The organism is Oceaniferula marina (assembly GCF_013391475.1).
GTDB classification, from domain to species: Bacteria; Verrucomicrobiota; Verrucomicrobiia; order Verrucomicrobiales; family Akkermansiaceae; genus Oceaniferula; species Oceaniferula marina.
The window spans coordinates 439,554-461,553 of record NZ_JACBAZ010000002.1; the positions used below are offsets into that span (position 1 = coordinate 439,554).

Here is a 22,000-nt window from a genome sequence, read left to right on the forward strand (position 1 = left end):
ATTCTACTGATAAAAATAACCTGTTATCTTCATCCTGTTCAAAATTGGCACGATGCTTGCTTGCCATCATAGACACGGAGGATAAACTAGCCACCACCAACCATCATGAAAAAGATCGAAGCCATTATCAAACCCTTCAAACTGGAAGAAGTGAAAGAAGCCCTTGCCGAAGTCGGCGTACAGGGGATGACCGTGACCGAAGTCAAAGGATTTGGCCGTCAAAAAGGCCACACTGAAATTTACCGCGGAAGTGAATACACCGTGGATTTTCTTCCCAAAGTGAAGCTTGAAATCATCGTGGATGATGAGAACGCCGCTACCGTTGCTGAGGCAATTGTTAAAAGTGCGAACACAGGCAAGATCGGTGACGGCAAGGTCTTCATTTCTCCTGTTGAAGATGCTATCCGCATTCGGACCGGTGAGACCGGCAGCGATGCTGTGGCCGTCAATTAATGATTCATTTTCGCCAGTTGCGGTTGATCCTCTGGCGATTCCCGTTATTCTGACCGGGTCATGGTATCCATTGAGCCGGTCAATATTCACTTCTCCATACCTGCCACCGATCCCCTTGGGCGCGAGGCAGTGCTGGGGAAGTTGCGTTTTATGCCCGATCGTGTTGCCTTGAGTTGGCGACTAAAGGGAAATGTGTTTCGCGGGGGGAAGAGTGAGATGTTGACCATCGACCTTCCCTACGGACAAATTGACCATGTGGAATTGGTCAAAAAGTGGTTTCGGATCCGTAGCTTGGTCTTACGCATTGCGGACCCCTCCTTGGTCAAGGACATCCCCGGAGTGGATATGGGAAAAATGGTGCTCGAAATCGATGACCGCTCCCGTCAGGAAGCGAAGAAGCTGGCTGGACTGATTGATTTCAAGCGCTCGATGTTCATATTGGACGAACACGAGACCCGATTGGCGTCGATGCGCGATTCTCTGGATGACTCCTAGATTGATCGAAGCACCCGGCAGGGGTTGCCGACTGCGACGCAATTGTCCGGGATATTTTTGGTGACCACGCTGCCTGCTCCGATGGTGGTGTTTTTTCCGATGCTGATGCCAGAGAGGATTGTGGCACTGGATCCAACCCAGGCACCCTCTCCAATCCGGACGGGTGCTGAAGTCGTGGCGTAGCCCTGATGTTTGCCGTCATGTTCAAGGATCCGTTGGCTGGCCTCGACTGGATGGCTCGCGGTGCTGATATTTACCCCGGATCCAATCAGGGCATTGTCGCCGATGTGGATGTGGTTATTATCCACAAAGGTGCAGTTCAGGCCAATGTAGACATGGTCGCCGATGAAGATGTGTTTGCCGTAGTCGCAGTAGAACGGGGTGTCGATGTAGACCTGATCTCCCAGTCCGCCGAGAAGCTGCTGAAGAATGTGAGTTCGTGCTGTCAGGTCATCGGCGGCAAGTTGGTTATACTGTCCGGTGAGCTTCCGCGCTTGCACAATCATTTCAATGAGCTCGGGGGCCGATGACTCAAAGGGTTCACCTACCAGGCATTTTTCCAATTCACTTCGTTCCGTCATGCGAGCACCCTAGCGTGTTTTAGTTGGGTGCGCTAGTGGGCATTTGAATGTTGCGGGGGGGAAGGTTGGGCGTTCCATAATTCCCGGCAAACGGGTAGTCCTCCGAATCCTTCATTGACGGTGATTTGGATTATTTTGGATGGATGCATGTCGTCGGAACAGGAGACGGGTTCGGGATAGATGGGCAGGCTTGCTCCTTCGCGGACAAAAACGGGTAGGTGACTAAGGTCATGGTGCAGCTTGCGTAGCCACTGGCCGCCAGTGATGTGTTCCCCTGTCCAGAAATCAATCCACGAACCGGCGGGTAGGTAAACATCTCTCAGTCCTTCGTCATTCATGATCGGGGCGACGATAAAATCGTTCCCAAAGAGGTATTGGTCGTCGATGTGCCAGCAGCTGGTATCGGGTTCATCGGCGAGGATGAGGGCTCTGAAGACGGGCAGGCCGGCAGAGGCCGAGAGATTGGCCTGTTCCATGATATAGGGGATCAGAGCGTAGCGGAGTTTCCACCATGTGCGGATGCGGTTTGCGATGGCCGGGTATTCGTAGGGTTCGCGTGGACTGCAGCCGTGGTAACGGATATGGGAAGAAAACACCGCCAGCTGGGTCCAGCGCATGTAAAGGTTGTCCGAAGGCCAACTATTCATAAAATCGGGTGTCCCGTGGAACCCGGGAACGTCGTGGGACCAGTAAGTGAAGCCGCTGAGCCCCAGATGGAGACCTCCTCGAATGGTGGCGGCCATGCCCTCCCATGAGCATTCAGCGTCGCCTCCCCAATGAACCGGATAGCGCTGGCAGCCAGCCCATGCGGCGCGAGCCCAAATCAGCGATTGACCTTCACCGAAAACGGATCGTGTGCACTCGAATGCTGATTTCTGGTAGAGCAGTGCATAGCGGTTACGCAGTTTGTTTGCTGTTAATCCGTGATACTCGGCTTGCATCGGGATGTTTTCGCCGAAGTCTGTTTTGATCGCTGATGCCCCCAGTTTGAGAAGGGGCAGGATGAGGTCATTTTGGTACCATTGCACGGCGCCGGGGTGGCTGAAGTCGATAGGGCCGAGAATCCCCTGCCGGCTGAAATCGGAGCCTGCATCTTGTTTCTCTTTGACGCGGGGAAGGTAGCCCATGAACTGGGCATGCTCTGAGACTCTGCTTTGTTCCGAGATGTCCGGGGTTTGCCAGAGCGTGATACGAAATCCTTGCTGGCGCATCCCGGCCATCCATGAAGCGGGCTCGGGAAAGCTCTCGGGGCTAAATTGCCAATCGCAGACCCAGTCGGTTGGAAACCAACCGGTGTCGAGATGCAGGACATCGCATGGATAATCCTCATCGCGCAGCCGTTGAGCGACTTGCTGCACTTCTTCTGCCGAATAATAGGTCATCCGGGACATCCAGATGCCATAACTCCAGGTTGGAAGATCTGGAGCTAATCCGGTCAGGCTGACGTAGTTGTGTAGAATGGATGCGCTTGAACCTCCGCCACACAGAAAAAGATCCAGTGAGTCATCTTCGACGAGCCCCTGCGCGGCCCGGGTGGAGAGGTCGGCGAGCGAGAGGTGGATGCGATTACTGCTGTGAACGAAGAGACCGTAGGGGCGGCTGGAAAGGAAGAATGGAATGTTTTTGTAGGTGCGCCGGGAGTTGACTCCCAGTCCGTCGTCATTTTCAAGTGTGATGGTTTTTCCCGACAGATCCATTTTGGCAAAGCGCTCACCTGTGCCGGCAAACCGTTCGTCACTCGATGCCTGGAATGAAAAGAGGGTGTGTTCAATCCGGCCATTCTGTTCGAGATAGCCCAATGCCACTGAATCTGTGATGCCGTGAGCAAAACGGTCGTAGGATGCCATGGGAACCTTGGTGACGGCATCGGGAAACCACTCGGCCTCGAAGAGTTTCTCGCCGGGAGGAAGGAGGTCGCTCCATTGTCGGGTCGGAATGGAAGCCAGATTGAAGCGTGCTCTTACCCGCTTGCTCGGGTCGCGCAGTTCTATCTGGTCGCCGGTCTGTCGGATGCTCAGAGCTTGGGGCTTCGGCATCGTTTCCGGGTTGAGCATTTCACTCTCCAGCTCGGCATGATCGACTGGGTCGAAGCTGATGCGCAGGATGTGGTCGCCGTAGGCGCGAACCCGCAGGATGTGATGAACCAAGGGCGTAGATGTTTGCCTGATCAGGCCGGGTTGGCCGGCGTAGGCGGCAAAAGGAATTGTCAGCCGGGCTTCACCATTGACAATTTCCATATCGGAAGTGGGCAAGGGAAGGCGCAGGACCGCGCCTGCCGGGACGTGGGTGAAGGAATGATTCATGTTGAGAAGAAGAACGCGAGGAGCATTAATACAGCGTATTTTGTCACCTCCTCTTTTGCGATGAAAAGCGAAAGAGGCAGGGGTGAGGCATGATGATCTTCATAGGTGAGTCGTCAGACGAACCTTTCGAGTTGTGCAAGTTGGACGTATTCCGTGAGGGGTGTCGGATTACCTCTTGCGGCGCAGGACCAGAGCGAGTCCACTCAAGCCGAGTAATGTAGCGGAAGAGGGTTCGGGAACAGCCGTGAAGGAAAGGTTGTCAACGGTGTCACCTGAGAGGGCGTTACGAATATAGAGGCTGTCCCAATTGAGTGGGTTTTTGCCGTCTGAGGCATTCGTATCCAAAGCTGAGAAATCAAAATCGGTCATGCCTGTGGGTGTTTGCCAGGTGCCGCCGCTGTCTTTGTATTCAAAGGTGCCGGTTTCGTTGGTCAGATCGATGGTGAGACGAAGGTCAACACCGTCTGCCGTATAATACCCATCCGTAGAGGAGGCAATTTCAATACCGCCGCCTGTGCCGCTTCCCAAATAAACGGCCCATCCTTTTTCCCGTCCTGCACCGAAATAAAAACCAGGGTTGATCGAGGTTCCGTCAAAATAGGCGAGGCCTGCCCGGGAGAACCGGGTGCCGATTCTGGCAGAAAGTTCAAAGGTGAGGGTTGTCGTTGCTGATGTTAGGTAGGCGTTGCCATCGTGGCGGTAGGCATGTCCTGAGCTATTTTTAGAATAGGCCACATTTCCGTCGAAGCTGCCAGTAGTGAAGTCGTTTCTGACATTGACCGATCCGAGATTCTTAACCCAACCGCCTTGACCGTCGATGCTGGTCCCAGGATTGTATCCGCTGCCGGTGAGTCCGTCGAAGTTTTCACTGACAACAACGCTGGCCGCCTGTGCAGAGATGCCACTGCAGAGGAGTCCACCTGTGAGCAGAAGGGCGCCTGCTGAGAATGATTGTTTTTTCATGTGATTGTTGGTTGGCTTGTTATGCGTTTTCTAAAAAGCATCTGTGGGTGAGCTACACGCCTTTTGACGCTTCTTTTTAGAGAGCTTAGTTGAAGTTGTTTCCCGGCTGCGTCAACCTTTAAACGAGAGGTGGAGCGATTGTATAAAAATACAGATTAAAAAGGTAAAAGTTGTGGCAGGGTGTATAGGCTGAGCTTGGGAGAAAAGCTTTTGTTTACCTCTTTCGGCGCAGGATCAGAGCGAGTCCACTCAAGCCGAGTAATGTAGCGGAAGAGGGTTCGGGAACAGCCGTGATACTGATGTTATCCATGCCTCCGAAACCTCCCATGCTTGCATAGAGTCCCGTCATGTCTGAGCCGTTTATCGTTCCGAGGTTCATGTTGATGTTCTGAAGGCCTGCAATCGCGGTTCCTGATTCACTTCCTATATCGGCCAAGGAGATGGAGATCGCTCCGTTACCTCCATTGGCAGCCAGGTCTACACTGGCCAGTAGGTTTTTGTATGTGCTGGCTGATCCTACCGAGGTCCCGCTTGTAGTGGTTCCGTTGAGATCCGTGAAAGACCACTGGCCTCCTGTGACACCAAAGCCAAAAAGGAGCTTGTTGAAGCTGTCTGTTAAACCGAATCTGGAAAACCTGGAGGTTCCGGCTCTTACGTCTATCGAAAGCGTAAAACTCGAACTGTCGGCAATAAGATAGGAAAAGCCGGCATTGTTTTGTCGTGTCGAGGTGCTTGTGCTGTTTGCCAAGAGGCTGTTATTGCCACCGAAACTCGCATCTCCTGATCTTACACGTAGGGAGGTGGAAGCTCCTGATTCGTTGATCCACCCATCTTGGCCATTGAGTAAGGTTCCGTAATTGTTCGTTGAAAGGAACCCCGAGCCATTCAAGCTTTCAAAGTCATAGGTGTAGGTTGTGGCGGCTTCAAGCTGTGGTAAAGACCATAGGCAGGTCAGTGACAGTAATGAGCCATACAGCTTCACTTTCGAGTGGCGGGCGGTGGAAGATGTGGTCGTTGAGGTGCAATGTTTTTTCATGCCAATGTCAGGGAGAAATGGATGTCTGAGCTTCAGAGATGGTGACTACTGAAATAGGGGCTTGGGTAGGGGTGGATCAAGCTCGCAATGCGAAACGAAATCGATGGACAACAATACGCGACAATATGACAAATGAACGTTTGTGAAGAATGAGCATTTGGGGGCGCGAACACCTTTAGGTGTATCTATTCTTGTCTTGTTTTCTTGTTTTGAAGGCTAGATTCAAAATGACCAATCGTCGGATAAGGGCGATTGACAGATGACCTTGGAGGAATTATCAACATCATCGCTTATGAACGACATGGTGACACCCTATGAACCGGCTTTGCGTTTGCGAGTTGGATTCGGCCATACGGTTCCTGTCGAGGGTGCATCGGGAGGTTCTCCTCGTCGCCGGCGGACCCTGCGTCCTCAAGGAACTCCTGACTGGTGTCTCTTGATTATCTTAAAAGGTCACTATGTTGTTTCTCCCGAAAGTGAGCATGCCATCGATCTTCATCCTGGTAGCGCGGTGCTTTTTCCTCCTCATCGCACACAGGATCACATTTTACATGAAAGTTGTGACGAAGGTAAAATGTTTTGGGCTCACTTTTTTCCAGAGGCCTCGATGCTCCCCTACTTGGATTGGCCGAAACCACCGAAGCAAGATGCGCGGGTGATGCGTTGGGATTCTGCCTCGTTTCTCAATGAGCAGATTCATGAGGCTTGCAGGCATTGTGCGCAATACATGGATTCAAATTACGACAGAAAACGTTCTTTGGCCTTGCTAAGGTTAGAGGAAGTTCTGGGGCTGATTTACCAGTCGCATCCGGACAAAAAAATCAAGCAAATGGATGACAGGGTGGTTCAGTCGCTGCAGCATATTTCCGACGGTATTGGATCACCTCTTAGTGCACAAATGCTCGCGGCAAAAGCGGGTTTGTCTGTTTCGAGGTTTTCCCTTTTGTTTCGGCAAAACATGAAGTGTTCGATCATGGAGTACGTGGAAGGGCAGCGTTTGTCCATAGCGAGGCGTATGCTGGCCGATACTACCCTTCCGGTTTCTCTTATCGCAGAAACATGCGGTTTTTCATCCGTCTATTATTTTTCAAAACGGTTTCGTAAGTTCCATGAAATGAGTCCTTCGGAACACCGGCATCAGTCTAATCTTTGAACTTTGTCATAGATGCGGTTTGTTGGCTTCTGCATTTGTTTGGGTGAGGGCATCAGTTAGGGGGGGCTTGACAATGGTTGCTCACTGCCGTGCCCGTATCGGATGGTCCTATTTTCTTCCGCCTGAAAATATGCAGGTGAGCAAGTGGACGTGGATTTCTGATAGAAGAAGGGGAGCCCGATTCTATCGCAGTTGGACGTGGTAGCGGAGGAACATACGTTCACCGTGCAAGGGAGAGTCGGATTCAAAAATCATTTCGGCGTATCCATCCGATGTAGGGGTGATCTGGATCGGAGAAAAGCGATCATCCACAGCTTCCCAATCGATGAGATTGCTGGACTGTTCGATGCTTCCAACAAGGTCTTCCGCCGCATAGTTCCGTTCCAAAACCAATGCGGTGTTTCCGTTGGGAAGAATATGGTTTTTTTGTGCGCGGACGGCATAAGTGAGTAAACTGCCGTGATACTGGTTATCATAGGTTGAGCCGTCGGTGTACCCCGGAGTTCCGGCTATGGCTGTGCTGGATCGCCAGTTGAAGGCGTCGCTATGATCGGGTAGCCCGATCGGGTCAATGAGCACAAGGCTCGCACCTTCACCATCCGGCGGTGTCGGCCAGGGAGAAACATCATCATAGGTGAAATCGTGAATTGCCTCTCCGGCACCAAAGGAGAGTTTGAGTCGTTCCCCGCCGTTATCGAGTTTGCCGCTCCATTGGCCCGCAACTCGGGAGTTGTTGCCATACCGATAGCTAAAGGCGCCCGCGTCTTCGACAAGCAGCACATACTCACCGGGGGCGAGCGAGGTGATGCCGCTGCCAGCAAAGTCAAAATCAACCCCTTTGGTGAAACGCAGTTCTGTTAGGTTGATGCTTTGATCGCTGACGTTGCGGATTTCAACAAATTCGAAATCGTCGGCATCGATGAATCCTGCTGCCCGTTCCGAGGAGGTAGGTGGTGGTGGGTGGTACATGATCTCGCTGATGACGAGACTTTCTTTGAATCGACTCAGATTGGATGCAGTGGTGGTAAATTCAATGGGGGCGGACCAGTGGCTCCAGCGACCTGACTGATCGGCATGGCGCACGCGGGCGCGATAGGTATGTCCCGGGCGGGTGGCCACGGCAGGCAGGCTGAGGGAGTTTTGAAAGGTGGTTATTTCACCGGATTCCCATGGATGGTTCCATTCGAAGGTGGCAGGCAGGAACGATGGTTGCCAGTGTGCGGTGAGTTCGAAGTCGAAGCTCATGTCGCCACTGCCGGGGTCATGTTGGTGGATGGAGACAGCGATGGTGTTGAGACCTTCTACAAAGGCACTGGGGGGAATGCTGAATGGATGGGCTACGGATTCATCGCTTCCTGATGCCGCGGCCGAGGCGAGGGTGAGATGGTTGATGGGTCCGTCGGGCATCTGGTTGCGCCAGACTTCGGCGCCGTTGACATAGACCACGGCGCCATCGTCGCGGATGATGGCGGCATCGATGTGGGAGAGGGATTCTGCGTCGGTGATGTTGAGTGTTGTGCGGAAAAATGTGGCTGCTCGGGACGGGCCGCTTACTGTGGTTTTTTGGTCGGATTCGCCGTAGCCGATTTGTGTCTGACCTTCGGCCCATGTGGAGTCATCGAAGCTGCTCTCTGTCCAACCGGTGCCCGGGTCGCCGCCGATGTCGTGGTATTTCCAGGTGTCGCCGCTGGTGATAAGCTTGCTGGATCCCTGGGCATTGGTGTCGAGATTGGCCACCTCGGCGACGCGCCATTGCATTTTGCCGAAGGTGTTGGCTCCCTGGCTGTCAGAGAATGCGGAGCAGTTGAACTGGAGGCTGTCGGTGGGGTAGTCCGCTTCTCCTGTGTAGCTGATGCTTGGCGTGTCCGGGATCTGCTCGTCACTGGCGATTTGATCTAAAAAGGCGGCCCGCCCACCTGCCAGTTCAGAGCCGTAAACCGTATCGCTTGCAAAGGCCACGTCCTTCATCGGGTCGGTGATGTCACTGAGGTTCACCATGGATTCGCTGCCCGCCTCGGCGGGAGCACCATCCCAACGGTCGCGGTCGGCCAGGCAGAATGCTTCGATGGCGTTGGCATGTTCGTCGATCATGCGGTTGACGGTTTCTTTTTGCCAGAGCAGATCGCGGAACTCGCGGATGAAGTTGCGGTAGGCGATGGTGAAGGTTTCTTTTTCCTGGCTGCTTGGCGGGCGGGTGGTGTCATTGAAGATCGAGGCCCAGGGAAAGCCGATGCCGATGGCGATGCCTGTGGCGTTATACTGGTCGTGGTAGCCTTTGATCCAGGTGGCGTCATGGTCATGCGGGATTAGCCGGAGCAGGCCGTGGATGCTTGCGCTGTCCGGCTTGAAGTACCAGGTGCGGTTTTTCAGATGGCTGGCGGTGGTGCCGAAGTCGTAATGGCGGACGGCTTCCACCACGGCGTGGTAGCGCATCCACTGGTCCCAATCGACGTGTGACTCGAGCCAGGAATCGCTTCGCGATGCGTTCAGGTTGTTTCTGATGTTAGTGAAGTCCGAGCCGTCCGTTACGCCTTGACGGCTTTGGTTGCGTTGCAGGTCGAGCGGGTTGCTGACGCCGTCCTTGAGTTTATAGATATTTCCGTTGGGTAGATCTCTCTCGTCGAGCAGGCGGCCGTCGATATCCTGGATGACGGTGGCGAGACCGAAAAAATCCCCGTTGTACTGGTCGGGGGCTTCTTCGGCGTCATCGATCATGCGGAAGTGGACTGGGAAGAATCTGGGACATTCCACGCCAACCATGCGCCAAAGTTTGGAATTGATGGTTTCCGGGATGCCGTAGGTGTTGGTGCCGCTGAAGCGGGCCATTTTTCCCGTGTTGAGGCTGCGCCATTTTTCCTTGAGTAAGTTCCCGTTTTCATCCCGGGCCTGGAAGTAGTGGCCGCGGTTGAAGCGGAAACGCATCGAGCGTTTGCCGTTGCCGGTGTAGCGGTCGTTGCGCTGCCGCAGCCGCCACAGGACGTGGTCGTAAACGACGCCGTCATAAACGAGAGTGCATTCCCAGTTGAATGCCTTGGTGGCGGCGACATTGTTCTTCGGGATTTGCAGGCCTCCGTCTCCGGTCGAGCTGTAGGCGTAGGCGTAGCGCCGGTCGGCGTCGCGGGTGATCATGGTGTAAACCGGCAGGGTGTTGAGTATGTCGGCGGAATACGTATGGCCGGCTCCCTCCGGGTGGACGGAGTTCGAGGAGGCGGTGTAGGCTGGCAGGCCGTCGTAGACGAAATAGGCAAAATTCCTGGAGCCATCATCTGCGTAGGGCACCCTGATTTGCCCCGCGAGCGTGTCCACGGCGGTGATCCGGTAACGGACCAAGGTTCGGTGTGCCTGTGCCGGCACCTGGCAGGTGTAGATGCTGTCACCTGCGATGGCATCCCCCTGGCTGCCGTCATCGACCATGGGAAGACTCGTCCAGTTAGCAGCCGCTTCAAACTCCGGGTTGTCTTGTAGGGGTGAGGTGGGGGCTCCCGTGAGTGTGGAATAGTCCCGGGGGAGGTAGGCTGGAAGATAGGCGCCAGGAGTAACGATCTGGACCAGCAGCTGCACCTGGTTGACCCCGTCACTGTCCGTGATTTTGGCTGTGACTGTGGTGTGCTCTTGCGAGTTTGGGGCATGCGGTGTGTGTGTGACCTGACGAATCAACGGAGGGGCATTCGCTACTACGACGGAGTTGTCCTGGCTTGGTGTGGGAGGCGCACCACGCCAGGCACCACCGAGGTCGTTATCCAGTCCGGTCTGGACTAATTGCATGGAGTCTCCTTCACCGCCCGGACTAACCGGCCATGGGAAACCGACACGGTAGTCCACGCTGTCCATGAGGGCACCGGTGGCGTCGAGTAATTCCAGTTTTTCGCCGTCGTTGGACAATGAGCCGCTGTATTCCAGGACCTGTGTCTCTGGGGGGATTTGACTGAATTGAGCTGTCAGGGCGGCGGGGTCTTCTGCCAGCAGCAGAAAGGAACCGGGAGCCAGAAAGGTGCCAGTGGGGATGGTCAGCGAGACGCCATCGGCAAAGGTCCATCCGCTCAGGTCCAGTGGAGTCTCGCCTGTGTTCTTAAGCTCGATGAACTCAACAAATTCTGTTTTGGGTTCGGCGTCGTAGTGAATTTCGTTAATGACGATGCCAGCGCTGCTGTTCAGGCTGCTGAGCAGGGAGCAGAGTAGGGCAGCAGAGCAGCGGAGCATCTTCATGGATGAGGAAATGCCCGCCCTGATCGAATAAAGCTCAAGGCGGGCATTTTTTTAAATCGTTTTCTATGCACGGCCTTTGGCCATGTGGGCTAAGCCGTTTGTTTACTTCCTACGGCGAAGGATCAAGGCCATTCCACCGAGGCCGAGCAGTGCTGCGGATGTCGGCTCGGGAACTGTTTCAACCACCAAGCGGGGTCTGAACGCAGCATTGGTGGCTTCGCTGCTGTAGAAGCTCTGCACTCCTGATGGCAGGGGGCTTACATCTGCATTATAAATGACCAAGCCATTGTTGCTACCGTCATTCCATTCGGCGAATAGCTGGCTAAAATCGGCATAGCTCGTTCCCGATACACTCAAAGGAATGCTGATCACGGTGTCGTTGAGAGCGTCGCTTGCAGTCAAAGCAAATGATGAGTTGAGTGTTTCGCTGTCGCCGGGGCGGGATCGGGCTCCAGCGGCTCCTGTCCAAGCGTTTGTGCCGTTCCTGGTATTCCATGTTGCTCCGGAATTTGTCCAATCGGCATTGCCGTCAACGAGGGCTCCCACAAATCCTCTGCGTGAGCCTGTTGAGTCCTGAAGTGTCAGTTCCAGAGTAACGGAAAGAATGTCAGCGGCGGGAATGGACGCGATCGTGCTGGCATCAAACCGGAACAGCATGGAACGCGCTTGATTGTTTCCAGGCGCGCCAAAGCTGAAGGTGCTCTCTGTTGAGTAGTTGGTGTTGGATGAATTTTGCTGGGTATAGGTATCTTCGGTTGTCGTGAGGACAGTGGTTGCGGCTTGAGCTCCTAGAACAGAAAGCGTGGAGCCAAGCAGATAAGGTAATAGTTTCATTTCAGTTGTTGTTGGATTGTGTTTGTTTATGCCGAAGCATCAGAAACCAGTGTTGGCTGGTTCGATGTCAGGTATTGAAACTCAGGTTGTTACCTCTCGGGAATGTGTTCAATTACATTTTGATCTCACAGATCTAGAAGGAAAGTATTCAGTGTGAAAAGGCAAGATGCAGGATCTTGGGTGGATGATCATGTGTTTGTTTGTGTGTCGCTTGTTCAGGGCGACCTATGGATGTGCCTTTCCTTCTTGAATTGGAATACCCGCCTTGGCGCTGGGAGCATCAAGGCGGGCATGGGTTGTTTTCGTGTATGGCCAGTGGCCATGATGCACGAGCCGTTTGTTTATTTCCTGCGGCGCAGGATGAGGGCCACTCCGCCGAGGCCGAGCAGTGCAGAAGCGGATGGTTCGGGGACCGATTCCAGTTGGACACCACTGAGTGTCAGAAATTGGCTGGTGCTGGCACTGGTAAGGAGCACCGTGGCATTCCCGGAGCCATCCGGCGTGAAACTAATGATGGAATTGTTAAAGTCGGCAGCCGTGGCAGTGGACCCTTTTTTGATATTGCTTGCCTGTCCATTGGTGGCGGTGCCAACCAGAGATCCGGTGGTGATGCTGGGTGTAATGGTGTAGCTACCCGAGGAAAAAGAGGAGCTGTCCGTTGCTGACACGTTGTGCCATGCGGTGAGTTGGTGCTCAGTATTGAGGGCGAGGCCGGAAAAGGTGATGATCACTGTGCCATTACCGTTTCGTGCAGCGGCGGTGTCACCGACGAGGTTGTTCCAGTCCGCATCTGTCACATTGACGGCTCCCCATGTGCCACCTGCACGTCCTTGAAAGTATCCACTTCCTCCGGCAGTGATGGTGACGCCAGCTGGAGTGGGCATTGAAGTTGCCGCGGAACCTCCGTTTGGAGCCACGCTTGCGGTCCAGCCGGTTTGGGTTGTTGACTGGGAGTCTTTCTGAAGGTCGAGCTGGTAGACGATGGCGGCACTCGCCGAGTGCGCCGCCATGACGGAGGCCGCGGCGATGCTTACTAATTTTTTGGTTCTCATGGTTATCTTGCTTGGTTTGATGCCGGTCATGACGTGTAGCGTCATGGCATTACCATGCGTAAGAACATGCTCGTTGCAGCGTATGCAAGTGGATTTCAGCGGCTCAGCTTTGGGGGAATCGGATTTAGCAAGATATGGCAGATTGACGGATGATTTTCGTAAAAAGCTGTCCGTTGATTTGTGTGGAATTGCGTCTTTGTTTGACAAAGGGTAGGTTTGTTTCTAGCGGTAATATCAGATGATGCAGTACACTCCCACGCCCTATGAGTCAGCGTTACGACTCCAGGCTGATTACGGCAAGGCCAGGCCCAAAGAGGGCGAGGGCGGGACCTCTGTTTATCGTCGCCGCACCTTGCGACCTGAGGGAACACCTGACTGGCATCTCATGGTGATTTTGGAGAGTGAGTATGTGATTTGCCCGTATTCGGAGCATCAAATAACCGTAGCTCCAGGTCAGGCGGTTTTGTATCCACCGCATATGGCGCAAGATAATATGCTGCATCATGATTACCAAACAGGGAAGACATTTTGGGCTCATTTTTTTCCGGAAGTGACCATGATGCCTTTTTTGAAATGGCCCAAATCAAAGGTCGGTCCGGGTATTCTCAAATGGGATGTTGATGGAGTCTTGCATCATAAGATTCAAGAAGCGTGCGGACGATGTGTTGCTTATCTCGAATCCGATTACGATCGACGCAGGTCACTTGCTTTATTGGCACTGGAAGAAATATTGAGGCTGATCTACCAAGTGCATCCAGGAAAGGACTTGAAGCGTTTGGATGACCGGGTTGCGTTGGCTCTTCAATATATGGCCGAGAATATTCGTGAGCCTCTCAAGATAAAACATGTTGCGGGTGTGACCGGTCTATCTGCTTCCCGGTTTTCTCATATTTTTAGTGACAATATGAAGTGCGGAGTGATGGAGTATATTGAGAATCAACGTATGAATATGGCATGCAGTATGCTGACTCATACGGAGCTACCCGTGTCCGTTATCTCAGGGAAGTGTGGTTTTTCTTCGGCTGATTATTTTGCGAAGCGTTTCCGAAAATTGAATGATCTGAGCCCGTCAGAGTACCGGCAACAATCAACTGAGTGATTCGGATCATTCAGGGGATGCTGTTGGATTTCTATCCACAGCGCTATAAGGCAAGGATATATGTCAATATGCCATTCCAATGTGGGAAAGGGCACGGTAGGGTGCTACCGAATCAAACGTTATGTTTTGGGGTTTACACGTATTGGATATTGTTGCGATCATTGTTTATTTTTCAGTGACCGTCTGGATTGGTTATCGCGCGGCTAAGAAAGTAAAGAATCAAGAGGACTATTTCCTGGGGGGGCGGAATTTTGGTAAGTGGATTCAAACGTTTGCTGCATTTGGTCAGGGTACGAGTGCCGAGAGTGTGGTGACGACCACAGCGGGTACGGGTAAGAATGGAGCGGCAGGGGGTTGGCTGGTGATGGCGCCCGGGGTGCTGTGTTTGCCCTTTTTATGGTTTACGCCACTCATTCTCCGAAGGATGCGGTTATTAAATATGGCGGACTTTTTTGTGGACCGCTATCAATCCAAAGGAATGGCTGCCTTTTACGCGGTGACGCAGGCCATTTTCTTTATGTTGGTCGCTGCAATGGGCTTTAAGGCTATGACTGCGACCATTTCGGCGATTGCGGTGAAGCCCGCGACGGAGTTAAGCCAAGTGGAGCGTGTCGAGCACGACCGGGCCGTCAAGTGGATGGAATTGGAACAATCTCCGGCGTCTGCATTGAACCAAGCGGAGCTTGAACTGCTTGATCAATTGCGGATGGAAAAACCCCAGCGTGAGTTCAGCTATATTAATTCGAACTGGCTGATGATCGGCGTCGCGATCGTTGTTTTGCTGTATGCTGTGGCGGGCGGTTTGGAAGCCGCATTTGTCACGGATATGATTCAGGGGATCTTTATTCTTCTACTGACGATTATTCTCATTCCCTTTGCCTGGACAAAAATCGTTGCTCAAACCGGGGTTTCACCATTCACGGCAATGCACACGCACTTGCCGAATTCGATGCTGGAGTTGTTCGGTTCACCTCGTTTGGCTGATCTGACTTGGTATTACCTGCTGGTGTTTTCGATTGTCGCGGGATTGAACATCATTGCTCCGGCGAACCAGATGACGGCATGCGGATCAGCCAAGGATGACACCACAGCGCGGGTTGGATTTTTTACCGGGATTGTGATCAAGCGTTTTTGTAATGTGATTTGGATTTTTATCGGGATGTTGACGGTGATTCTGTATGGAACCACGGTTCAGGACCCTGATTTTATTTGGGGGCATACAACCAGAGATTTGCTTGGTGGCTTGGGGATTGGCTTGGTCGGCTTGATGATTGCTTGTCTGATGGCAGCGCTGATGAGCACGGCAGACGCCTTGATGCTGACCACTTCTTCCTTGCTGACCAATAATGTTTACAGGCTGTTTGTGCCAAACAAGGAGGATGCACATTATTTGTTTGTGGGTCGGATTTTATGTGCCCTCTACATCGTGGGTGGGGTGGCGATTGCGATGGTGTCGGGCGGCATTATGGAAATGTTCCTCTACATGGCCGTTTTTAATGCCGTGGTGGCTGCTGCCATCTGGATGGGGCTTTTATGGCGACGCGCAAATGCACCTGCTGCGTGGGGTTCGATGGTGGTTACTTTTATGATGATTCTCGCCTTGCCTGCCGGACTGGGAATGTTGCCTGGAGTTCGCAGTTGCGAGGCATTTCATCTGCAGACAGACGCCGCCGAAATTACCAGCCAATACACAGCTTCAGAAGGTGATGTGAAGAGAAGACAAGCGCAAATCGAGGAGTGGCATAAACAGGATGGTCTCGGGAAAGCCTCCGGTGTGTGTCTCGAACCTTTAAAGAATGGGGAGTCGTTTGAAGATGTCCATGTCATTCCGGCGAGTCCCATCTTTTGGGGTGAGTTGGTCAAGGGTGAGGACGGTGAAGTGTTAGGAGATGGGTTTTTCAATATTGAGCTTCTGGCGATTCATTCGTTAGGCTTTGATTTGAGTAAGAATACATCATCACAGAATAAAACTCTGGCGATGTCCCTCAAGTTTTTTGTGCCATTCGGAGTGCTTATTCTGATAGGGTTGCTGACCAAACCTCAAGATTCGCGAGTTCTCGACCTCTTTTATGCCAAGTTGCGCACCCCCGTATCCAGCGATCATGAGGAAGACGCGAGGCGGATGGCTCTCACAACCGAAAACCCGGCACGTTTTGATCACGATCGTTTGTTCCCTTCAGGTAACTGGGAAATGCGCCGCTGGAACAAGGAAGACTGGATCGGGATCGCTTACTCGGTTCTTGCGATCGTTGGTGTGATCGGCTTGCTCTGGGGTATGCTGAGTATCGGCCAATAGACACATGGAGTGGCGGATTTGATGCCGCGCTTGAGCCCTTTTACGATAATTTTAAAACCAAGATATAAATGACCACGGACAATAATGATTTTTTTGCTCATGTCGCCAGCCGCGATAATCAGAGGGTAACTCAGGATTTGTATGAGCCTCAACCTCCTGTGTTAGATCGAGTGGGTATCCCTGCACATCCTTCGCCAAGTGCGGCCCCAGCTTATGAAACTATTCAGGATGAATTCCAGCTCAAGCATGAGCTCAAGCTTCTCCGAGCCAAAATGCTTCCTTTTATGCAGAATCATGCGCCGGAGTTGCCTCGCTACAGAAAGTCGCTGAATCTTTCCGCGTTCGACTGGCGTGAAGAGTGTGAGGCTGACAAGGCTGACTTCGTTGATCAGGTGATCAATGGTCAGGGTGAGTGGGAGAAAGTGACCATTCCCCATTATGGTCCTCCAATGGGTAAGGCCACAACCTTCTACCGGACAACCGTAGAGATGGATGCCGAGGATCTTGCCATTGGCAGCACCTTTCTGTGTTTTAAGGGAGTGGATTATGAAGCCCATGTCTATCTGAATGGTGCCTATGTCGGTAGCCATGAGGGATTTTTCGCACCGTTTGAGTTGGATGTCAGTAAATGGGCGCGTGCGGGTGAGAATGTGCTGCTTGTTCGGGTCGACAACGATGCGATTAACATGGGGAACCGATCATGGGGAAATCCCGAGTGGGAAGGTGATAAAATTTACGGCGCGACAGGTCCGGGGTGGGACGATCCAAACGGAGGCTGGCACCACTGCCCTCCGGGGATGGGGATCTATCAGGATGTAAAGGTGGAGTTTCGTCCGACGGTATTTATCCATGATCTTTACGTGCGGCCGCTCGTCGAGCAGAGCAGCGTGGAGCTGTGGGTTGAGGTTTATAATACAGAGTCGACAGCAAGGCATCTGGATCTGCAATACAGCATTCACGGCAAGAACTTCAAGCAGGAGAACATCGCCGAGGGAACGTATGCCCCGGTGGTTCGGAATCAGCCTGGCTTCGGAGACATGGTGAAGCCAAACGACCACAAGCTGTTGCCGATGATGTGTGGTTCCGGGGTGAACTATTTCAAGATTGAAGTTTCCTTGCCGGACGTTCGTAGGTGGACCTTGGAGCAGCCGTGGCTGTATCAATTACACCTTACACTCACAGACCAGCAGGGAGAGACTGCCGTGGACAGTGCAAGCCAGCATTTTGGGATGCGTACTTTTTGTTCAGATGAGGAACAGGAGCCCAAAGGCCGTATGTTCTTTAATGACGAGGAGATTCGTCTCAGGGGAACCAACACCATGGGGCACCTTCAACAATGTGTCATCAAAAAGGATTGGGATCAGTTGATCGACGATATTCTGCTCGCAAAACTGTGTAACATGAACTTCTTCCGGATGACGCAGCGTCCTGTGCAGCCGGAGATCTATGAGCATTTTGATCAACTGGGTATTTTGTCTCAGAGTGATTTTCCGATGTTTGGAAATTTGCGTAGAAACCAATATGACGAGGCTCTACGTCAGGTCCGCGAGATGGAGCGATTGCTTCGTTCCCATCCTTCTTGTGTGATCATCAGCTATATGAATGAGCCGTTTCCGAACGGGGACTCCAAACCCCACCGTAATCTTGATTTTGAGGAGATGCGAGCATGGTATGACATGGCGGATCAGGTGGTTCGCCAGGCCAATCCGGACCGGGTGATCAAAGCGGTGGACGGGGATTATGATCCACCGTCGCCGGGGATTGCCGACCGCCATTGCTACAATATGTGGTATGGCAATCATGGGATTGATTTTGGCAAGATGCATCGTGGATTTTGGCAGGTGAGTAAAAAAGGTTGGGCCCATGGATGTGGAGAGTTTGGTGTCGAGGGACTGGACTCCGAAGAAGTCATGAATGCCCATTATCCCGCTGCATGGATGGAGGCTGTTGATGGCGATGGCAACTGGGTGCCTGACCCTATTCCTTATAATCAGACACACAAGTTTCACCATCTCTGGTATGAAACACCGAAAGGTGGGGCTCCGGCGTGGGTGGCAAAAAGCCATGATTTCCAAGCAATGGCGTTACGCCATATCGGGGAGTCGTTCCGGCGTGATAACCTCTGTGTGACTTGTGCTGTGCACTTATTTATTGATGCCTTCCCGTCGAATTGGATGAAGACCATCATGGACTATCACCGTAAACCCAAAGGCGGGTATTTTGGTATCAGAGAAGCTTTTTCTCCTTTGGCCGTCAGCCTGCGCACGGATCGATTCTCGTTCTATGCTGGAGAAGCATGTTCTATGGAAGCTTGGGTTGCCAATGATACGGCACTGAATGGTGATGGCTATCGCCTGCACTATCAAGTCGTCAATGTTGATGGTGAATTGTTAGCCTCAGGTGGTCAGCCGCTATGCCTGCAAGCTTGCAAGGCAAACTATGAGGGTGATGTGCAATTTGAGGTGCCAAGTGAGATCGGCGAGCGTGCTGAAGTTCGGGTTCTGTTGACCTTGGTTGACCCGGATGGCAAGGCCGTGCATCAGTGTTCTCAACCATTGGTGGTCATGCCTAAGCCAAGTTTGGAAACATTGAATTTGTATTATCTCTCCGGTGGCGAGGACCTTGAAGGACAGCGTATTCTTGAGGCTCTCGGTGTTCAGTCTACCAAATCTATCAGCGAAGCTGAAACCATCTTGGTCGATTCGCTTGAGGTGTATCAGGCTCATGAGGAGTCGTTGCTTAAGGAAGCGCATTCTGGGAAGCGGCTGGTTCTATTGTCGCTTCCCTCAGGAGAACACCAGATCGCAGGGCTAGATATCGAAATTATGTCCGCCGGCATGGCGGAGCGTCACACGGTTTCCAGAGACACGGGGCATTCGGTGGTTGCAGGGCTTGCGGAAAACGATATGCGATTCTGGTATGATGAGGACAAGGGCTACATCACGCCATTCTGCCGGAACGTGATCAGCCCTCATGCCGGGATCAAACCCATGTTGGTTTCAGCTACGGGAACGAGTGGGCATGGCGGTGTCGAAGAATGGACATCGGTGTTGGTTGCCGGTGAAATCGAATATGGCGAAGGATCGATCTATTTGAATCAGATCGACCTAGGCAATCGACTGAAAACCAATTGTGCCGCAGGAACATTCGCTGCCGCACTTTTATCCATACGTCAGGTGAAAAAGAGCCCCGATCCTCAAGGGTGCCTTGTATAGAAGGTTTTATTATTAGTTAGAAATTAATTCTTAAGAAGATGATCAAATCAGAAAATCCAGGAGCCAAGTGGTTTCTACGTTTGGCCGCCGCGTTTGTGTTTCAGACGGTAGCGCTTGGTGTCGATGCCTCACCGGAGGAACTCGACCGTTTTACGGTGCATTGGCAAAGCCCGAGTAAGAATGACAGTGGGACGATGCCGATCGGTAATGGGGATCTTGCCGCCAACGTGTGGGTTGAGCCGAGTGGTGACTTGCTCTTTTACCTGAGTAAGTCGGACGCATGGAGTGGTAATGGGCGCTTGCTCAAATTAGGCAAGGTGCGTTTGAAGCTGGAGCCGGGGCTGATTGCCAAAGATGCCGTGTTTTCCCAGAAGCTGGATTTGGCGACGGGCACGATCCGCATTCAGACAAGGGGCGTGAACATTGCTTTTTGGATCGATGCACACCGTCCCCTTGTGCATGTTGAAGTCGATAGCGAGAAAGAGCATCATGCTGCCGTTACCTTTGAACCGTGGAGAACCAAACAGCGAGTCCTCAAGGGGAAGGAAACCCATAGTGCTTATGGTCTTCTCAAAGGGCCTCCCGTAACCGTGGAACCCGACAAGGTCCTGCCATCGAAGAACCATAGCATCCGCTGGTTTCACCGGAATCAAAAGTCTTGTTATGATGTGACATTGAAAAATCAGCATCTGGGTCATCTGATAGAAAAGTATCCGGATCCGCTGATGGGCCGCACCTTTGGAGGTATGATTCACGCGAGAGGCATGGTGCAGAGGGATGATCGGACGCTGGCGACAAAAAATCCGGTGAAACAACTCCATCTGCAGATTCATGCTCTGACGGCCCAGACAGAAACCGAACAAGAGTGGCTGGATCAGTTGACCAAGCGTAAATCTGAACACGACGCGAAACCCTTGGCTGAGGCTCGCCAAGCGCATCAGGCGTGGTGGAAGCAGTTTTGGAATCGTAGCTGGATCTACATTTCTGAGACGGGAGCTGAGGAAAAACAGCCAAACCCATCCAGTGATGCTTACCGGGTGACACAGGCGTATGTGTTGCAGCGGTGGATCAATGCCTGTGCGGGTAGGGGCAAGTTTCCGATCAAGTTCAATGGTTCGCTCTTTACGGTCACAGGTAAGGACGGAGGAACCTGGGATCCTGATTACCGGCGGTGGGGTGGATGCTACTGGTGGCAGAATACCCGCTTGCCGTATTGGTCGATGTTGAGCTCCGGAGACTTTGACATGATGCAACCACTTTGGCAGCAATACACGAGGGTTTTGCCACTACTCAAAGACAGGGTGAAGGCCTATTACAAACATGACGGTGCTTATTTTTCAGAAACCATGTATTTCTGGGGGACGTTCAACAACGCCAATTTTGGTTGGGGCAACCCAGATGTTCATACGGAGAACAAATACGTTCGGCGCTATTGGCAGAGTGGGATTGAATTGACCATGATGATGCTCGATTATTACGACCACACAAGGGACGATGCCTTTGTTAAACAGGCGATCATTCCTGTGGGTGAGGCCGTAACCACTTTTTATGATGAGCACTACAAACGGGGTGAAGACGGGAAAATTCTGTTTGATCCGGCTCAGAGTTTGGAAACCTGGCAAAAGTCAAAAAATCCAACGCCGGTCATCGTTGGTCTGAAAGTGGTCATCGGTCGGTTGTTAGCCTTGGACCATGGGCTGACTTCTGTCGATCAGCGAAAGAGGTGGGAAAGTATTTTGAATGCCCTTCCTGAGATTCCTACCAAGAAGCAGGGCGGCAAGGAATGGATCCTTCCCGGGGAAACCTATTCACATAAGCAGAACACGGAAAACACCGAACTCTACGCAATTTTCCCTTATCGATATTATGGGTTGCATCAAAAGGATTTGGATGTCGCCAAAGAAACGTGGCGCCGCCGTCAGATCAAACGGACCGGCGGGTGGTCACAGGATGCGATCAAAGCCGGATTGCTTGGACTGTCTAAGGAGGCGAAAGGGTATATTGTGAGCAATGCGAAAAGAAAGCATTCGGGGAGCCGTTTCCCCGCATTCTGGGGGCCGAACTTCGATTGGATCCCGGACCAGGATCATGGCACGGTGACGATGACGGCCATTCAGCGTATGCTATTACAGACTGATGAGGAGGAAATCTATTTGATTCCGGCATGGCCGGAGGGGTGGAATGCTTCTTTCAAGTTGCACGCACCGGACAATACCACGGTTGAAGCCTGCGTAAAGGACGGGAAAGTGACGCATCTCAAGGTGCAGCCCGAGTCGAGGAAGCAGGATGTGATCATCAAAAGCGCACAGTAGTG

The 22,000-nt window shown here is 52.5% G+C and carries 14 protein-coding genes; 7 read left to right on the forward strand and 7 right to left on the reverse strand.

Annotated elements, in window-relative coordinates; translation table 11 throughout:
* Positions 1-105: 105 nt before the first annotated feature.
* Both HW115_RS06385 and HW115_RS06390 read left to right on the forward strand, forming a co-directional pair.
* Complete coding sequence (locus tag HW115_RS06385; protein WP_178931757.1) at positions 106-453, forward strand: P-II family nitrogen regulator; 348 nt, start codon at positions 106-108, stop codon at positions 451-453.
* A 60-nt stretch (positions 454-513) separates the two neighbouring features.
* Positions 514-948, forward strand: a complete 435-nt coding sequence (locus tag HW115_RS06390) for a hypothetical protein (RefSeq protein ID WP_178931758.1) — start codon at positions 514-516, stop codon at positions 946-948.
* Here the strand turns inward: HW115_RS06390 and HW115_RS06395 are convergent.
* From HW115_RS06395 to HW115_RS06410, 4 genes are all read right to left on the reverse strand, one after another.
* The gene (locus tag HW115_RS06395; RefSeq protein ID WP_178931759.1) at positions 945-1,529 is read right to left on the reverse strand and encodes a sugar O-acetyltransferase; all 585 of its coding nucleotides are present in this window, start codon (positions 1,527-1,529) and stop codon (positions 945-947) included. The genes HW115_RS06390 and HW115_RS06395 overlap by 4 nt on opposite strands.
* Before the next feature lie 32 nt (positions 1,530-1,561).
* Positions 1,562-3,832, reverse strand: coding sequence for a glycoside hydrolase family 31 protein (locus HW115_RS06400; RefSeq protein WP_178931760.1), 2,271 nt, complete (start codon positions 3,830-3,832; stop codon positions 1,562-1,564).
* A 168-nt stretch (positions 3,833-4,000) separates the two neighbouring features.
* Positions 4,001-4,795: a PEP-CTERM sorting domain-containing protein gene (locus HW115_RS06405; RefSeq protein WP_178931761.1), complete on the reverse strand. Its 795-nt coding sequence runs from the start codon at positions 4,793-4,795 to the stop codon at positions 4,001-4,003.
* A 214-nt stretch (positions 4,796-5,009) separates the two neighbouring features.
* On the reverse strand, positions 5,010-5,831 hold the full coding sequence (locus tag HW115_RS06410) for a PEP-CTERM sorting domain-containing protein (protein ID WP_178931762.1): 822 nt from the start codon (positions 5,829-5,831) through the stop codon (positions 5,010-5,012).
* Between the two features lie 265 nt (positions 5,832-6,096).
* Between HW115_RS06410 and HW115_RS06415 the strand changes: the two genes are divergently transcribed.
* Positions 6,097-6,984 carry a helix-turn-helix domain-containing protein gene (locus HW115_RS06415; protein WP_178931763.1) on the forward strand — a complete coding sequence of 296 codons (888 nt, stop codon included), beginning with the start codon at positions 6,097-6,099 and terminating at the stop codon, positions 6,982-6,984.
* Positions 6,985-7,167: 183 nt separating this feature from the next.
* Here the strand turns inward: HW115_RS06415 and HW115_RS06420 are convergent, their stop codons facing one another.
* The 3 genes from HW115_RS06420 to HW115_RS06430 all read right to left on the reverse strand — a co-directional run bounded on the left by HW115_RS06420 (position 7,168) and on the right by HW115_RS06430 (position 13,121).
* Entirely contained in the window at positions 7,168-11,190 is a 4,023-nt protein-coding gene (locus HW115_RS06420) for a lamin tail domain-containing protein (protein WP_178931764.1), read from the reverse strand.
* Positions 11,191-11,292: 102 nt separating this feature from the next.
* Positions 11,293-12,024 carry a DNRLRE domain-containing protein gene (locus HW115_RS06425; RefSeq protein WP_178931765.1) on the reverse strand — a complete coding sequence of 244 codons (732 nt, stop codon included), beginning with the start codon at positions 12,022-12,024 and terminating at the stop codon, positions 11,293-11,295.
* 341 nt (positions 12,025-12,365) lie between these two features.
* Positions 12,366-13,121 carry a PEP-CTERM sorting domain-containing protein gene (locus tag HW115_RS06430; protein WP_178931766.1) on the reverse strand — a complete coding sequence of 252 codons (756 nt, stop codon included), beginning with the start codon at positions 13,119-13,121 and terminating at the stop codon, positions 12,366-12,368.
* A 193-nt stretch (positions 13,122-13,314) separates the two neighbouring features.
* Between HW115_RS06430 and HW115_RS06435 the strand changes: the two genes are divergently transcribed.
* The 4 genes from HW115_RS06435 to HW115_RS06450 all read left to right on the forward strand — a co-directional run bounded on the left by HW115_RS06435 (position 13,315) and on the right by HW115_RS06450 (position 21,998).
* Positions 13,315-14,175: an AraC family transcriptional regulator gene (locus HW115_RS06435; RefSeq protein WP_178931767.1), complete on the forward strand. Its 861-nt coding sequence runs from the start codon at positions 13,315-13,317 to the stop codon at positions 14,173-14,175.
* Between the two features lie 121 nt (positions 14,176-14,296).
* A complete protein-coding gene (locus tag HW115_RS06440; protein ID WP_178931768.1) occupies positions 14,297-16,471 on the forward strand; it encodes a sodium:solute symporter family protein in 2,175 nt (724 codons plus the stop codon).
* A gap of 68 nt (positions 16,472-16,539) precedes the next feature.
* Complete coding sequence (locus HW115_RS06445; protein ID WP_178931769.1) at positions 16,540-19,686, forward strand: glycoside hydrolase family 2 protein; 3,147 nt, start codon at positions 16,540-16,542, stop codon at positions 19,684-19,686.
* Positions 19,687-19,724: 38 nt separating this feature from the next.
* Positions 19,725-21,998, forward strand: a complete 2,274-nt coding sequence (locus tag HW115_RS06450) for a DUF5703 domain-containing protein (protein WP_178931770.1) — start codon at positions 19,725-19,727, stop codon at positions 21,996-21,998.
* Positions 21,999-22,000: the final 2 nt, after the last annotated feature.

Bases quoted from the DNA above. Each gene is read 5' to 3' on its own strand.
- HW115_RS06425 (WP_178931765.1), bottom strand. From the start codon at position 12,024: ATGAAACTATTACCTTATCTGCTTGGCTCCACGCTTTCTGTTCTAGGA.
- HW115_RS06435 (WP_178931767.1), top strand. From the start codon at position 13,315: ATGATGCAGTACACTCCCACGCCCTATGAGTCAGCGTTACGACTCCAG.
- HW115_RS06440 (WP_178931768.1), top strand. From the start codon at position 14,297: ATGTTTTGGGGTTTACACGTATTGGATATTGTTGCGATCATTGTTTAT.
- HW115_RS06385 (WP_178931757.1), top strand. From the start codon at position 106: ATGAAAAAGATCGAAGCCATTATCAAACCCTTCAAACTGGAAGAAGTG.
- HW115_RS06450 (WP_178931770.1), top strand. From the start codon at position 19,725: ATGATCAAATCAGAAAATCCAGGAGCCAAGTGGTTTCTACGTTTGGCC.
- HW115_RS06390 (WP_178931758.1), top strand. From the start codon at position 514: ATGGTATCCATTGAGCCGGTCAATATTCACTTCTCCATACCTGCCACC.
- HW115_RS06410 (WP_178931762.1), bottom strand. From the start codon at position 5,831: ATGAAAAAACATTGCACCTCAACGACCACATCTTCCACCGCCCGCCAC.
- HW115_RS06430 (WP_178931766.1), bottom strand. From the start codon at position 13,121: ATGACGCTACACGTCATGACCGGCATCAAACCAAGCAAGATAACCATG.
- HW115_RS06400 (WP_178931760.1), bottom strand. From the start codon at position 3,832: ATGAATCATTCCTTCACCCACGTCCCGGCAGGCGCGGTCCTGCGCCTT.
- HW115_RS06405 (WP_178931761.1), bottom strand. From the start codon at position 4,795: ATGAAAAAACAATCATTCTCAGCAGGCGCCCTTCTGCTCACAGGTGGA.
- HW115_RS06445 (WP_178931769.1), top strand. From the start codon at position 16,540: ATGACCACGGACAATAATGATTTTTTTGCTCATGTCGCCAGCCGCGAT.
- HW115_RS06395 (WP_178931759.1), bottom strand. From the start codon at position 1,529: ATGACGGAACGAAGTGAATTGGAAAAATGCCTGGTAGGTGAACCCTTT.
- HW115_RS06420 (WP_178931764.1), bottom strand. From the start codon at position 11,190: ATGAAGATGCTCCGCTGCTCTGCTGCCCTACTCTGCTCCCTGCTCAGC.